Consider the following 13,367-nt stretch of genomic DNA (forward strand, 5'->3'; position numbering starts at 1 on the left):
CTATTCTCCATGGTGTGGAATCAGATAGTGAATCCGGCAGGTGCGTCTTTCACGACGACGAGTACTTTGCCTTGATCTAACTTCTCTTCGAGACGCTCTGATTCTTCTTTTGTGAAGCCGAGCTCTTGAAAATCGGCTCGCAGTTCGTCTCCTTTTTTGCGGAACACATTTTTGGCGGCTGTCCCCAAACCGACGTCACTTGCCGAGACGGTGTTCGCATCAACATTATCCGCGACACGTTTACTCCGATCATCGTCATGTGTGATGACGTAGATGTTGGATTCATCAATCCCATTTGTTTTCATCGATTGAACGGCGGTGACGACTTCTTCATCATTTGTAAATTCTTTGTACAAAACTGACATGTCTATTCTCCTCCTTCAATTCTACTACATTACTAGGTATTACCTTCCTTCACATTCTTCACACATTAAAAAACGATGACAAACGTCATCGTTTTGTTAAACGGCGGGCTCTTGGCCTTTTCGTTTTTTCAATTCTTCCAATAAAATGTTTGATTCATTAAATGGAATCGACTGTCGACCGATTCGTTCAATGTGGTCATGTCCTTTTCCGACAACCACGACACGCTTTCCTTCTAACGCTTGCGTGGCCGCATGTCGAAGGGCCTCTTCCCTTGCTTCAAACGTCACATACTTCACATCCGGTTGGATACCTTTTACTAAATCACGAATGATTTGTTTTGGGTCTTCCATGCGGACATCATGTACGGTGACAATCACCTCATTCGAATAGCGACTTGCGATACGTCCCATATCTTGACGTTTCGTAGGATCACGGTCTCCTGCCGCACTTAACACGACGACAAGTGCACGGTTATCTTGTTGCAATGTAGACAAACATTTCTCTAGCCCGTCTGGTGTGTGGGCATAGTCGATATAAATCTCAGCATCCTCTGTAGCTAAACGCTCCAACCGCCCTTTTGGCAAGGTGAGTCCTGGAACATTTGAAACAATGGTCCGTAGCGCCATATCGGAAGTCGACACAAGTCCGATTGCCGCTGCTAAGTTCGCCGCATTGAACGCCCCCATGAACCGAACGGGCACTTCGAGCTTGAACTCCTTCATCCTGACGAGTACCGTCTCTTCACGCCAAATCACTTGGATGTCGGCTTCGATTTCCTCTTTTGTACTATACATAATGGCTTGACGTGTCGGCGCAAACTCAGCCATGACATGACTAGCCGGATCTTCCGCATTTAACACAATCGCCTCACCGTTCGTCACTTCCACCTGTTCAAACAATCGCGCTTTTGCCCGGGCATACTCATCCATCGAACGATGGTAGTCCAAATGATCATGCGTCAAATTCGTAAACGCGGCCGCATGAAAGTGGATGCCCGCTACGCGACCTTCCATCAAGGCATGCGATGATACCTCGAGTACGCAATCCGTGACGCCTGCATCGACCATCTCTGCTAAGATGCGATGTAAGACGACGGCTTCTGGTGTCGTATTGGCTGTCTCAACCGTTTGATTATGAAAACGCGCGCCAATCGTACTAACGATTCCGACACGACGTCCTGAAAGACGCAACAAATCATAAGTCAATGTCGCCGTCGTAGTTTTTCCATTCGTCCCTGTCACACCGTATATACGCATCCGATGAGAGGGGTGGTCATAAAATACACTCGCAACCGCTCCTGCCGTCTGTTTTGTATCGGCAACAACCACATTCGGTACATCGAGATCGAGTGGATACTCTGAGATGACCGCACTCGCACCGTTGGCGACGGCGTCTTCTGCGAACTTATGACCGTCAACCGTATAGCCGCGAATGCAAATAAAGACATTCCCTGAACTGACCTTCCTGGAATCGGTTTCGACTCCGGTCACCCATGGATCAAAAATGTCATCCATCTCATTTTGTAAAATGGCGGATAAACGTTTCGTTCTCATGCTGTGTACGTCCTTTCTCATGGGTGTCGCTAGGTTCATAAAACCTTATCGTCATGTTACTAGATTTTAACGGCAATTGAGATGACAAATATATTACTTCCCGTTTTCAAAGGAAAGCAATCACTTCACAAAAAAAAACTAGACGTTTCACTCACGTACTAGGTTCCTCCATTTTGAATGCTAAATTGTGTTTTAGTAGCTCCGCCTCAAGGACAAAAAGGGCATTCGGTCCGATTCCATGCCAACTCGCAACCTCACGGCGTGTATAGGGACACAATTCATGCAGAGACTCGATTCCTTTAGCGACTAGTGCCCTTTTAGCTGGAGCTGCTAACGTTGGTAAGGCAATCATCCAATCTCCGCCTTTCGCTTTCTAAATCGTCCGTTGATGGGAAGACAGGCAAGAACTTGCTCGATTCGAAACGTTCGTCTCGCTTGTTTATTCAAATCCCATGCCACCACGTACTCCCCTTGCACTTTAATCAGTTTGACCCGCCGCTCTGAAAATGTCCCATGTCGATCGACATACACCATTTCTGTGACTTGTCCCGAACGCATCCATCGTAACAATTCTTCTCTCATCCTGTTTTCCCTCCTTTGTCTTCATTATACAGAACATTTGTTCTCACTTCTATTGATAAGCTGTTCGCTGATTCAAATTTCGATTATGATAAAGGAAATCAAATGAGAGAGGAAAAAACCGATGACTTATGTATTATTACTGATCTTGGCTGCCTTTTTATTCGGGGCAATGATTTTCGCTGCACTGGCGTTACCAAACCTTCGCAACATTTTATTCAATCGTGGCAGTTTGTTTAATCAACAGAGCGAAACCGTCACTTGTCCGAAGTGTAAAACATCATTCAAACGTGCGCCGGGAGACGCACAGACTTGCCCGAATTGTTATCACACGTTTTGAATCGTTGAGGGGCATGCATATTCGACTGCAATTCTTCATATTCCTTGGTTTAAATGGGAGCAAATGAGTGAAAGAACAGAGAGGATGCTTTATCTGAGTAAAGTTCCTGATTCTTTTATCGTTGAAACCTTCATTCCATACGAAAGGAGTTGCATATGCCTCCTACACTCGATGAACACCTGGTCGATCAAGTTCGTCTTAAAAATCGCCAAGCCTTAGAACATTTATACTCACGCTATGAAAAACTACTTTATCGATATGCGCTTCATCTGAATGACCATCCTGCAACTGCAGAGGCGGCCTTGACCGATTTATTTTGTCGGATTTGGCAACAACGTCTTCACTTCAATCCACATTCCGAAACGATTCGTGCGACCCTCATCCGTTCATTAGAGGAAATCATGCACTATATGAAAGAGGACAAATCAGATTCCAATACTTCTAAAATCCCTTCTGCATAAGGTTTTGTTGTCATCTCCGGATACATCTGTTTTGCCTGTTCGGTCGCATTACCCACTAAATAGCCTTTCCCTACATGCGCTAACATCCCAAGGTCATTCCCACTGTCGCCGAACGCATATGTTTCTTTGCGTAAGAAGGAAGCAGTGGTGCATACATATCGAACACTCGATTCTTTCCCGGCATGCATTGGATAAAAATCAATATCCCATGCATCCATCGGATCACCCGCTTGCGGATTGCATTGGCTGATGTTGACAGCAATCCCTTCTTGATCAGCTAGCATGCGAAGCGTTTCGCTCCAAGACCCAATTTGGTCACGGATGTAATAGCTACGGATCCAAGGACTCGTCCCAAAACCCGGTTGCGCTTCTAGTTCAATCCGCATCTGTTCAATCTGTGACGCAACACGTTCCACACGAGATATAAAATCACTCGGGAATAACGCTTGATAGGATTCTTCTAAAGAAAACGTTCCGTCTACGTCAATATGATACAATTCCGTACCTAAACTTGAAGCGATACGGTGAGGCCAAAAGCGAAGGTTTGCCTGTTCAACTTTTTCACGTAGCGATTTGAGTGAACTACCTGTCACCCACATCGTTGACAATCGATGGGAATATTGTTCCAAAAAATCTTCGAGCCGACGAACGGATGCCAATTGTTCCGGTGTACAGGCATGAGGAAAGTAGGTCTCATCAAAATCAAAACATATGAGGATGTGTCCCTCATTCGTAAATCGCTTCATGATCTCGTCTCCTTATCGTTTTCTCTTCCTCCTATAGTACAATGAAACAAAGGAGGCATCTTATGATTTCACGAATCTCTCGAGCTTATTGCCAAATGAGTAGCTTGATTACCGGATTTTTTATTGTCTTTTCTTTTCTTTTTGGCATTCGCACATACTTCTTTTGGGCGACGGTGAGCGCTCCCTTAACCGCAATCGGATTGATGCTGATGACGACGATTGGGCTAAGTGTCATCACCTACCTTCTTTCAGAGAAATTAAGATTATTCATTTATTCGAAGCTTCCGGATCAAGCAGTGACATGTTCAATAAATCGTCATACAAAATAGGCATCCATTTTTCGATTTTATACGTTAGATCAATACAAGGGACATCCCTTCTGCGCAAAGGAGTATGTTATGACTGACTTAGAGTTATATGAGCGTGTCAGGCAAAAGGACAAAGAGGCGCTCGAAATATTGTATGATCGGTATGAACGAATTTTGTACGCGTTTGTCTTACAGCTGACAAAGGATCGTGATTTGGCCGAAGAAGCCATGCAAGAAGTATTCATCAAGCTCTGGCGTGGCGGAGGCGTTTACGATGAGTCAAAAGGAAAATTTCGTTCTTGGCTCTTCACGATGAGTCGTCACGTGGCAATCGATTTAATTCGGAAGCGTAAACCGGATCTACAACTAGACGAATCTTACGCTGAGGCCATTCCTTCCGAGTCACCGTCCGTTGAGAAAGAAGTCGAGTGGCAAGAAGAGCGTGCTCAAATCGAGACAGCCATGGCCACATTACCTGCCGAACAACAGCAGGTCGTCCGACTCATGTATTTTCAAGGACTGAGCCAGCAAAAAATTGCTGATGCATGTGGCATCCCGCTCGGAACGGTAAAAGGAAGGATTCGACTGGCGCTGAGGCAACTGAGGAAACAGTTATCCCATGAATTCATCGGAAAGGAGGTAGAACAATGAACGCATGCGACCAATTGATTGACTACTTCAACCAACATTTAACGGAAGAAGAACGAATGAAATTTGAACAACATCTGGCAACGTGTAAGGACTGTCAAGAAGAGCTCGAACAACTTGAAGCTCTTGTCGGTGGCGTCGCGTTCTTGTCTACTCCGACTGAGCCACCCCGAGGCATGAAAGCGCGTGTCCTCGATCGTGTATTCGAAGAAGAAGACAATGAACCCGTCACAACAACCGACACTTCTACATCAGTTCCACCGGCGACACCGTTCAAACAGAAGAAGAAACGGAACGTACCGCTCTGGGGAATGGTCGCTTTAGCAGCGGCACTCCTCCTCTCCTTAATCGGGAATGGATATTTGCTTACCAATCAGCCTGATGCCCCTGCCATCGCGTTAACCGAAACGATTCCACTCGACGGCGAATCGGAAGGGACCGCTTACCTTGCAGAGCAGGACGGTGCGACACAACTGATCGTCCAAACGAATGGTCTAGCCTCACTCGATGCCAATGAGGTATATCAAGTATGGCTATTAAAAGATGGTGCCCCGATTCCGACCGGCGCTTTTGTCACCGATGACAAAGGGAACGGGACGGTTATCTACACACTCGACTCAGATGAAGTCGACGTCGACTGGGATACCGTCGCCGTCACAAAAGAACCGAATCGTGGCAATGAAACGCCACAAGGTGAAATCGTCTTAAGTGCTAGTCTTTAATTCTTGAACCGGACACATCCGCTGTCCGGTTTTTTGTTATGATGAACCAAAGGAGTGAATGGGATGCAAAAACCAAAAATCGGTATTGTTGGACTTGGAAATATCGCTCAAAAAGCGTATTTACCCATCCTTTCGATTCATCCCCGAATCGAGGTAGTCGGTGCCTTTTCCCCGAACACATCTAAGCGAGACATGATTTGCCAAACGTATCGAATGACCTCTTTCGACACGTTGAATGAACTCGCCTCATCCATCGATGCAGCGTTCGTACATAGTTCAACGGAAACTCATTATGACATCGTATCGTATTTATTAGAACACGGCGTCGATGTTTATGTTGATAAGCCCCTCGCCGCAACAATCGAGGAAGCGGAGCAGCTCGTCATTCAAGCCGAACGTCTTGGGCGTAAATTGATGGTCGGGTTCAATCGACGTTTCGCTCCGATGTATATGCGTCTACAAAACGAGTCCTCTGCTCACATGATTGATGTGGTAAAACATCGCGAGAATGACGTCGGCCCTAAGGATGCGACCTTCACCTTACTCGATGATTACTTACATGTCATTGATACGCTACGTTTCCTCGCTGGTAATGAGCTCATACTCGTCTCGGGTCACGTCGAAATCAATGACAAGCATGAGCTTCGATTCGCCCGCCACGTGTGGCAAGATGAGCACGGAATACACACGACATCGATGCACCGTTCAGCAGGAGTGAACCATGAGCACGTCTCGATCGTACGGGATGGGGAACGATTGTCCATCGAAGAGATGGTCACGCTACATCGTTTCAAGCAAGGTCGGCATGAAGTCGAAACGTTCGGTTCATGGGACACGACACTCGTGCAACGTGGTTTCCAAGGCGCGATTAACCACTTCATTTCCGCACTCATCGATGATACAGCGATTTTAACAGACGGTCGTGTTGCCCTTGAGACACAACGACTTGTCACAAATCTAATCAAGTGAAGGAGGGCTATATATGGATTTCTTTTTCTACATCATGGTTATGGTGATTGTGGTCTCGTCAGTCGGTGCCAATACGATTATCAAAACGAGAGAAGCACGTGTCGAAGAAAGACGATTGAAGATCGAAGAAGAGAAACTCGCGATCCAACGGCTTGAACTCGAGATGAAGCGCGAACAAGACAAACTCGACCATCATGGATTTTAATCAAAAGCGGTCACCCTCCAAAATGAGGGCGACCGCTTTGCCATTACAGATGACGGTTTGAAATTGGCAGTTGTTGTCTTCGTTCCGCGAGCGTCGACCACGTCACAGCCGTCATGATACAACCGGCACCGATAAAGAAGTTAAGATGGAGCGTTTCGTTCAAAACGAGCCACCCGAGTGTCCCGCCAACCAAGGGTTGAAAGAAGAAAAAGAGTGACCCGACACTCGCATCCATCAACTCGAGTCCTTTGTTCCAGAAGAAAAACGCTCCTGCCGTCGATACGACACCGATATAGAGAACACTAAGCCAAAGGACGCCATTTAACTTTGGCCACCCTGATTGCATGACCTCCACACTCATCAAAGGCGTCATCAATAACCATGCGACTCCGATCGCAAACGTCGTCAGTGTCAACGTCGATAAGGTCTGCGTCCCGATTTTCACATAAATCGACATGAGTGCCCACGTCACGGCAGCTAGAACAAGTATGAAACTGCCTACTCGATACGTCCCTTCCCCTTCCCAACCGACGACGATGAGAACACCGACCGTTGCCAGCCCAAGCGCTCCAATCTTGACAGGAGTCAGTCGTTCTTTCAATAAGATTCGGGCAAATAAGACCATGAAAGCTGGTGTCGCTGCGGTCACAAGGGAGCCGGTATGTGCATCCGATAGCTTCGTTCCGATAAATTGAAACGAAATCGAAGCGACGTATCCAATGACGCCGACGAGTCCGATCCACTTCCAATCCGCCCGTCGAATCGATTCCCGTCCAAACCGAAACCAAACGACGAAAAGGACCATAAATGCAACAGCGTATCGTAACCAGACGAACGTGAACGGTTCAATATATGCGAGCGCATATTTACTGACCACATACATCCCGCCCCATATACTCGCCGCAAGGGTCAAACTGAGTGCTCCTAGCCATTCTTTCCTCATTTCTTCGCCTCCTCGATGGCGACTATATACGACATCCTTGCTTCCATTTCCTTTATTTTCATTTATTTTCATTGTCAGTCGTAAGAAAAACGCTTACAATCAAGATATAGAAGAATGAAAGGAGGGAGAAAGGTGAAATTTGTCGGACGTACGCATTGGACAACTGAACATTTGTACATTTTGCGTGCGATTTTTCACGATGTCGCTTAATCAAGGGACCCGTCTGTCCTTTTTTAGACATTGCTGAATATACGACAAAGCGCCTCTCTCTTTCTAAACCGAGCGCTTCTTTGCGTTCGGTTTTTTTGATAGGCCCTAACCTTAGGAGGAACCTATTATGTTGATCGATCTTCAACACATTCAAAAACAATACGGCGGGCACGCCGTTCTCACAGATGCGAATTTATTCATGAACGAAAACGAACGAGTCGGTCTTGTCGGCCGAAACGGCAGTGGCAAAACGACGCTGTTACGAATCCTTGTCGGCTCTGAAGAGCATGACGCCGGTACGATTTACCGCCGACAACGACTCTCTATCGGCTATTTGGTGCAGCTTCCTGACTACCCTGGACGCAGTGGTCGTGACGTCCTCTATACTGCTTTTGAGGAAGTGACTCGCCTGAGTGAAAAAATGTCTTCCCTCGAGCAAGAAATGGCGACGTCCAAACAACTAGAACGTCTTCTCGAATCATACGGTGCTATCCAAGAACAATTCGAACATGCTGGTGGATATGTCTACGAGTCAAAAATCAGCGCAATGATTGATGGACTCAAATTGACCTCATTCGTGGACCAACCGTTTGATACGCTAAGCGGTGGCGAGCGTACAAAAATCGGTCTAGCCTTGGCGCTTCTTCAGGAACCAGAGCTACTCATTTTGGACGAACCGACGAACCATCTAGATTTAGAAGCGATGACATGGCTCGAATCCTATTTACAGGATTATGCTTCAGCGCTCCTCATCGTCTCCCATGACCGGGTCTTCTTAGATGCGGTCGCCACGCGAATCGTCGAGTGTGAGGATGGAGAATTGACGAGTTATCCTGGGAATTATACGGACTTCGTTGCCCAAAAAGAAAAACAGTTGCTTGACCAGTTTCACGCTTACACGGAGCAACAGAAGAAAATCAAAAAAATGAAAGAAACGATTCGACAGTTGCGGCAATGGGCCAACGAGGGCAATCCGCCGAATGAAAAGTTCTATCGTCGCGCCAAATCGATGGAAAAGGCTCTCGAACGAATTGAACGAATCAAACGACCACAACTCGAAGCCGAGCAACCGAATATCCAGTTCACGACGAACGGGCGTACCGGGCGTGACGTCTTCGAAGTGAGTGACGTGACACTCACGTATGATCGTCCTCTATTTGAAAACGTGCACTTCTATACAGGTCACGGAGAACGCGTCGCCATCGTCGGACCGAACGGGAGTGGAAAATCTTCGCTTTTGAAAATGTTACTCGGTGAAGTTATCCCTCAAGCTGGGACCGTCCGACGAGCCGATCAAGCCAAAATTGGATATCTGTCGCAACACATCACGTTCGATGAGTCACATCGCTTAATCGAGGCGTTTCGGGACCGGATCGCAGTCGATGAAGGCAAAGCGAGGCACCTTCTCGCTCAGTTTCTATTTTACGGCGCGAGTGTGTTTAAGCCTGTCTCAAATTTGAGCGGCGGGGAGAAGATGCGACTCATGCTTGCCATCCTCGTCCATGAAGAAATCAATGTCCTCGTCCTAGACGAGCCGACGAACCATTTGGATATCGAATCGAGAGAGGCACTTGAAGATGCGCTCGAACGTTTCCCTGGAACGGTCGTTACGGTTTCCCATGACCGCTACTTCTTAAATAAGCTGTTCCCCATCACGTATTGGCTCGACGGGACGATGACGCGTTTCGAAGGTAACGTCGCCTATGCTCTCGACAAGCGTGGACAGGCATCGAAAGATGAACCTGTAACGGAGCGCGTCAAACCATCAAAATCGCTGAAGCAGACGAAAGTCGCTCCATCTACGGTTGATGAGGAAGCTCACCTAACCCAATTAGAGACAGAACATCAGGCGCTACTCCAACGGATGAATGAATTGGATGACCTTGATGAATTGATGGCGTTACAACGACAAGTTGATGCGTTGCAGGAAGAAATCGATGATGTGATGACACGTTTGCTCGAAACTTTGTAATCTATAAAGAGAAGCGGCACCCGATCAAGGGCGCCGCTTCTTTTGCTCAAATCGAATCTGTATGAGATAGCCGATGACCGCGATAGCCATCAACCCAATTGGGAGTATGCGGTAAAGACCTTCCATCGTTCCCGTTGTCAAAAGAATCACTCCACTAAGAAACGTTCCGAACCAATATAGCTTTGGCATATGATCCCTCCATCGGTTGCATTCACTCAATAGGATACCACAAGAAAAGCGCCCTCACTCGGCGCTTTTCTTGATTCTCTAGTCCCCGGACTTTCATCCAACCAAGCCCTTGCTCGATTGACCGTCCCATCCATGATTTGGTTCGACTAGAGATGTCCAAGCCAACGTGACGCATCATTCCAATCCGTTCATCGTCCATTGGTTCACCAATTGTTTTTCATTCGAAAACATGAAATCGAATAGGTGACTCATAGACATTTTGATTGAATGGGCACGAGAGGACTTGGCACCTATGATGTCCACTTCTGACGCGGATCATGTGGAATTCCGTATACAAACAGTCTGTCTGGTATGCTTGCTCCGATGGCAAGCAGAGGCCGACGTATCATCGTTTGGAATACACGATTCACGTTCATATGGACGTTGCCCATCCCTTTCATCCATAAGCGACAGGTGACGAAAGTGCCTCCCCGTTCCCCGCTCATTTCAGAAAGTGAATGGTTACATGTATACAATATCCGTTTTAAGTGAGATTCAATCCTCGTTCACGATTTCTCCATAATCCAATTCATACATAATGCGTCAGTGCATAAGCGACCCCGTCCTCTTCTACATCCTTTGTAATATGCGTGCTCAAATCTTTTAACGGATCCACAGCATTCCCCATCGCAATCCTTGTTTCTGCCACTTCGAACATCGACACATCATTCAGATTGTCTCCGATGGCGACGACATCACGCATCGGAATCTGATAATGCTCAGCTAGCTGTTTCAAGGCTGCGCCTTTACTCGCATGAGGATGTCCGATTTCAATTTTCGTCCACCCCGCAGTCGTAATCAAAATATCGTTCCGTGGTTCATAGATTTTACGCAACCGGTGTAGCTTTCGGCGATCGAACGAATAGACAAACACCTTGTACACTTCATCTCGTGCAAAGTCGATGTCTGCCATCGAATCCATATACGTCAGACCGAATTGCTCATTTTGAATTTCAATCTCACGTTCCGCCCACTCGCGAGTGAACGATTGATCGTGTGGCAACACCTCATCGAGTTCCCGCTTCAGTAAATCACTCCCTGAACGGAGTACTTTCACTCCCGCATTCGTATAAAATTCGACGTACGCATCATCTGCGTTCGCGATTTCCCATAGCTCGTCTACAACCGTTTGATCCATCGCATGATAGTAAATTCGCTCGTTCTCATAAAACCCGATTGCTCCGTTACCTGACAAAATCGGACAGACGAGGTCACTTCGCTTCAACAGCTCCTCGATATCATGAATCGAACGTCCTGAACAAATCGTGACGATATCACCCTGTTCTTGCCGACGACGAATCGCCTCCTGGTTTGCCTTTGTAATCACGCCCGTGCGCGATAACAGCGTCCCGTCTAAATCAATCGCAATCAATTTCATATCGTTCCCTCCTCTTTGGTTCTTTTCCCGATTCAACTATACAAAACACGATGAATGCGTCTCCTGTTTGCAATGTGGAGATTAGGGAAACGTTTATTAGTGCTGCATAATATTTTTTGAAAGGAGACATCTATGAAAGATTCTACACAAAAGCCACGTTTGAATCGCGTCTTTTACATCTCAGCAAGTTTGATCGCCTTACTCGTTCTATTCGGAGCCATTGCCCCAACATCATTCGCTTCAATCGCAGGATCTATTTTTAACTTTACAACTCGCTCGTTCGGTTGGTTCTATTTACTTTCCGTATTCTTGTTTGTGCTCTTTTTAGTCTTTTTAGCGTTCAGTAAATACGGAAAAATCCGTCTCGGGAAGGATGACGATCGCCCTCAATATTCGTTCTTTACTTGGATCGGCATGTTATTCTCCGCAGGATTCGGTGTTGGACTCGTCTTTTGGGGTGTTGCCGAGCCGATGAGTCATTTCTTTACGCCACCTTATACGGATACGGAGGCATTGACGGTCGAAGGGGCACGCCTCGCGATGGCCTATTCGTTCTTCCATTGGGGTGTCAGTCAATGGTCTGTCTTTGCGATTGTCGGACTGATCATCGCCTATTTCCAGTTTCGTCGTAATGCGGACGGGCTCATCTCGACTAGCCTCTCACCACTTATAAAAGAACGACCGTACAAACAACCGTTGAACCAGACGATTGATATTTTAGCGGTCATTGCCACCGTCATGGGTGTCGCGACGTCGCTTGGTTTAGGTGTTCTTCAAATCAATGGCGGACTGAACAGCGTGTTCGGGCTCCCGAACACCGCTTGGATGCAAGTCGCCATCATCGTCGTCTTGACCGCTCTCTTTTTAACATCGACGACGACAGGGCTCGATCGTGGCATCAAGTGGTTGAGTAACATCAACTTAGGTACCGCACTCGTGTTGATGGTCTTCGTCTTCTTTGCCGGTCCTACCATTTTCATTTTAGAAACCTTGACGCTCGGTCTAGGTGACTACTTACAAAATTTCATTCGCTATAGTCTTCGTCTACAACCGTATCAACAGGGGACGTGGGTCCGGGATTGGACAATCTTTTATTGGGCATGGGCCATCGCCTGGTCCCCATTTGTCGGAGCGTTCGTCGCACGTGTCTCACGAGGACGTACCATTCGTGAATTCATCGTCGGTGTCCTCATCGTTCCTCCGTTCATTGCGCTCCTTTGGATTGCCGTATTCGGGGGCACTGCCCTACATCTAGATTTATTCGAAGGGACTTCCATCGCTGAAGCCGTCAATGCGGACGTGACGAGCGCATTGTTCGTGACGTTTGCCGAGCTCCCGTTCAGTTTTATCCTCTCCGTCTTGTCGATTCTCTTGATTTTGACGTTCTTGATCACGTCGGCCGATTCTGCCACCTATATCATCAGTAGTATGACGACGAACGGTAGCTTGAATCCGCCCCTCCCCGTTCGAATCGCTTGGGGAGTTCTGTTAGGAGGAATCGCTGCCGTCTTGTTGCTTGCGAGTGGCTTAGAAGGACTTCAAACTGCGTCGTTGATTTCCGCCTTGCCCTTCACGATTATTCTTCTGCTGATGGTGTTCACATTATTTAAGTTACTCCGACAAGAGAACGTACGAAAAATAAAATAAGCTGTATTTTTAAACGCTCGGGAAGATCCTTGAGCGTTTTTTAGTTTGACTCGCCGACATCTCGTTGTTTGTTGACTTCCTTATGTCCGATT

Annotated in this window: 17 protein-coding genes; 8 read left to right on the top strand and 9 right to left on the bottom strand. The window is 47.0% G+C overall.

Annotated elements, in window-relative coordinates:
• Positions 1-20: 20 nt before the first annotated feature.
• The 4 genes from KNO71_RS05925 to KNO71_RS05940 all read right to left on the bottom strand — a co-directional run bounded on the left by KNO71_RS05925 (position 21) and on the right by KNO71_RS05940 (position 2,501).
• Positions 21-365, bottom strand: a complete 345-nt coding sequence (locus KNO71_RS05925) for a YflT domain-containing protein (RefSeq protein ID WP_214687653.1) — start codon at positions 363-365, stop codon at positions 21-23.
• A gap of 96 nt (positions 366-461) precedes the next feature.
• On the bottom strand, positions 462-1,919 hold the full coding sequence (locus tag KNO71_RS05930; protein WP_078147787.1) for a UDP-N-acetylmuramoyl-L-alanyl-D-glutamate--2,6-diaminopimelate ligase: 1,458 nt from the start codon (positions 1,917-1,919) through the stop codon (positions 462-464).
• Between the two features lie 151 nt (positions 1,920-2,070).
• The gene (locus KNO71_RS05935; protein ID WP_159563075.1) at positions 2,071-2,271 is read right to left on the bottom strand and encodes a helix-hairpin-helix domain-containing protein; all 201 of its coding nucleotides are present in this window, start codon (positions 2,269-2,271) and stop codon (positions 2,071-2,073) included.
• Positions 2,268-2,501, bottom strand: coding sequence for a WYL domain-containing protein (locus KNO71_RS05940; protein WP_074035487.1), 234 nt, complete (start codon positions 2,499-2,501; stop codon positions 2,268-2,270). The genes KNO71_RS05935 and KNO71_RS05940 overlap by 4 nt, the downstream gene beginning before the upstream one ends.
• Before the next feature lie 121 nt (positions 2,502-2,622).
• Here KNO71_RS05940 and KNO71_RS05945 point away from each other — a divergent pair, with 121 nt between their 5' ends.
• Positions 2,623-2,838 (top strand): hypothetical protein, encoded by a 216-nt coding sequence (locus KNO71_RS05945; protein ID WP_012727536.1) that lies wholly within the window; start codon positions 2,623-2,625, stop codon positions 2,836-2,838.
• A 155-nt stretch (positions 2,839-2,993) separates the two neighbouring features.
• Positions 2,994-3,299 carry an RNA polymerase sigma factor gene (locus KNO71_RS05950; RefSeq protein WP_078147789.1) on the top strand — a complete coding sequence of 102 codons (306 nt, stop codon included), beginning with the start codon at positions 2,994-2,996 and terminating at the stop codon, positions 3,297-3,299.
• On the opposite strand, the gene KNO71_RS05955 is transcribed toward KNO71_RS05950, so the two are convergent.
• Positions 3,245-4,045, bottom strand: a complete 801-nt coding sequence (locus tag KNO71_RS05955; RefSeq protein ID WP_214687654.1) for an HAD family hydrolase — start codon at positions 4,043-4,045, stop codon at positions 3,245-3,247. The genes KNO71_RS05950 and KNO71_RS05955 overlap by 55 nt on opposite strands.
• An 85-nt stretch (positions 4,046-4,130) precedes the next feature.
• A complete protein-coding gene (locus tag KNO71_RS05960; RefSeq protein ID WP_214687655.1) occupies positions 4,131-4,280 on the bottom strand; it encodes a hypothetical protein in 150 nt (49 codons plus the stop codon).
• 163 nt (positions 4,281-4,443) lie between these two features.
• Here KNO71_RS05960 and KNO71_RS05965 point away from each other — a divergent pair, with 163 nt between their 5' ends.
• From KNO71_RS05965 to KNO71_RS05980, 4 genes are all read left to right on the top strand, one after another.
• On the top strand, positions 4,444-5,004 hold the full coding sequence (locus tag KNO71_RS05965; protein ID WP_214687656.1) for an RNA polymerase sigma factor: 561 nt from the start codon (positions 4,444-4,446) through the stop codon (positions 5,002-5,004).
• Positions 5,001-5,723, top strand: a complete 723-nt coding sequence (locus KNO71_RS05970) for an anti-sigma factor (protein WP_214687657.1) — start codon at positions 5,001-5,003, stop codon at positions 5,721-5,723. The genes KNO71_RS05965 and KNO71_RS05970 overlap by 4 nt, the downstream gene beginning before the upstream one ends.
• Before the next feature lie 63 nt (positions 5,724-5,786).
• On the top strand, positions 5,787-6,692 hold the full coding sequence (locus KNO71_RS05975; RefSeq protein WP_214685263.1) for a Gfo/Idh/MocA family protein: 906 nt from the start codon (positions 5,787-5,789) through the stop codon (positions 6,690-6,692).
• 13 nt (positions 6,693-6,705) lie between these two features.
• Positions 6,706-6,897: a hypothetical protein gene (locus KNO71_RS05980; RefSeq protein WP_074035480.1), complete on the top strand. Its 192-nt coding sequence runs from the start codon at positions 6,706-6,708 to the stop codon at positions 6,895-6,897.
• Between the two features lie 43 nt (positions 6,898-6,940).
• On the opposite strand, the gene KNO71_RS05985 is transcribed toward KNO71_RS05980, so the two are convergent.
• The gene (locus KNO71_RS05985; RefSeq protein WP_214687658.1) at positions 6,941-7,840 is read right to left on the bottom strand and encodes a DMT family transporter; all 900 of its coding nucleotides are present in this window, start codon (positions 7,838-7,840) and stop codon (positions 6,941-6,943) included.
• A gap of 337 nt (positions 7,841-8,177) precedes the next feature.
• Here KNO71_RS05985 and abc-f point away from each other — a divergent pair, with 337 nt between their 5' ends.
• The gene (gene abc-f, locus KNO71_RS05990; protein WP_214687659.1) at positions 8,178-10,022 is read left to right on the top strand and encodes a ribosomal protection-like ABC-F family protein; all 1,845 of its coding nucleotides are present in this window, start codon (positions 8,178-8,180) and stop codon (positions 10,020-10,022) included.
• A 24-nt stretch (positions 10,023-10,046) separates the two neighbouring features.
• On the opposite strand, the gene KNO71_RS05995 is transcribed toward abc-f, so the two are convergent.
• Entirely contained in the window at positions 10,047-10,211 is a 165-nt protein-coding gene (locus KNO71_RS05995) for a hypothetical protein (protein WP_168169879.1), read from the bottom strand.
• A 568-nt stretch (positions 10,212-10,779) separates the two neighbouring features.
• Positions 10,780-11,628, bottom strand: coding sequence for a Cof-type HAD-IIB family hydrolase (locus KNO71_RS06000; protein ID WP_214687660.1), 849 nt, complete (start codon positions 11,626-11,628; stop codon positions 10,780-10,782).
• A 132-nt stretch (positions 11,629-11,760) separates the two neighbouring features.
• On the opposite strand from KNO71_RS06000, the gene KNO71_RS06005 reads away from it, so the two are divergent.
• Positions 11,761-13,275 carry a glycine betaine uptake BCCT transporter gene (locus KNO71_RS06005; protein ID WP_214687661.1) on the top strand — a complete coding sequence of 505 codons (1,515 nt, stop codon included), beginning with the start codon at positions 11,761-11,763 and terminating at the stop codon, positions 13,273-13,275.
• Positions 13,276-13,367: the final 92 nt, after the last annotated feature.

This window comes from Exiguobacterium sp. s163 (assembly GCF_018617135.1).
In the GTDB taxonomy this organism is placed as follows: Bacteria; Bacillota; Bacilli; order Exiguobacteriales; family Exiguobacteriaceae; genus Exiguobacterium; species Exiguobacterium profundum.

Excerpts from the sequence above, each read along its gene's own strand:
- KNO71_RS05985 (WP_214687658.1), bottom strand. The coding sequence starts at position 7,840 with ATGAGGAAAGAATGGCTAGGAGCACTCAGTTTGACCCTTGCGGCGAGT.
- KNO71_RS05930 (WP_078147787.1), bottom strand. The coding sequence starts at position 1,919 with ATGAGAACGAAACGTTTATCCGCCATTTTACAAAATGAGATGGATGAC.
- KNO71_RS05945 (WP_012727536.1), top strand. The coding sequence starts at position 2,623 with ATGACTTATGTATTATTACTGATCTTGGCTGCCTTTTTATTCGGGGCA.
- abc-f (WP_214687659.1), top strand. The coding sequence starts at position 8,178 with ATGTTGATCGATCTTCAACACATTCAAAAACAATACGGCGGGCACGCC.
- KNO71_RS06000 (WP_214687660.1), bottom strand. The coding sequence starts at position 11,628 with ATGAAATTGATTGCGATTGATTTAGACGGGACGCTGTTATCGCGCACG.
- KNO71_RS05970 (WP_214687657.1), top strand. The coding sequence starts at position 5,001 with ATGAACGCATGCGACCAATTGATTGACTACTTCAACCAACATTTAACG.
- KNO71_RS05940 (WP_074035487.1), bottom strand. The coding sequence starts at position 2,501 with ATGAGAGAAGAATTGTTACGATGGATGCGTTCGGGACAAGTCACAGAA.
- KNO71_RS05950 (WP_078147789.1), top strand. The coding sequence starts at position 2,994 with ATGCCTCCTACACTCGATGAACACCTGGTCGATCAAGTTCGTCTTAAA.
- KNO71_RS05975 (WP_214685263.1), top strand. The coding sequence starts at position 5,787 with ATGCAAAAACCAAAAATCGGTATTGTTGGACTTGGAAATATCGCTCAA.
- KNO71_RS05955 (WP_214687654.1), bottom strand. The coding sequence starts at position 4,045 with ATGAAGCGATTTACGAATGAGGGACACATCCTCATATGTTTTGATTTT.
- KNO71_RS05935 (WP_159563075.1), bottom strand. The coding sequence starts at position 2,271 with ATGATTGCCTTACCAACGTTAGCAGCTCCAGCTAAAAGGGCACTAGTC.
- KNO71_RS05965 (WP_214687656.1), top strand. The coding sequence starts at position 4,444 with ATGACTGACTTAGAGTTATATGAGCGTGTCAGGCAAAAGGACAAAGAG.
- KNO71_RS05980 (WP_074035480.1), top strand. The coding sequence starts at position 6,706 with ATGGATTTCTTTTTCTACATCATGGTTATGGTGATTGTGGTCTCGTCA.
- KNO71_RS05960 (WP_214687655.1), bottom strand. The coding sequence starts at position 4,280 with ATGACACTTAGCCCAATCGTCGTCATCAGCATCAATCCGATTGCGGTT.
- KNO71_RS06005 (WP_214687661.1), top strand. The coding sequence starts at position 11,761 with ATGAAAGATTCTACACAAAAGCCACGTTTGAATCGCGTCTTTTACATC.
- KNO71_RS05925 (WP_214687653.1), bottom strand. The coding sequence starts at position 365 with ATGTCAGTTTTGTACAAAGAATTTACAAATGATGAAGAAGTCGTCACC.
- KNO71_RS05995 (WP_168169879.1), bottom strand. The coding sequence starts at position 10,211 with ATGCCAAAGCTATATTGGTTCGGAACGTTTCTTAGTGGAGTGATTCTT.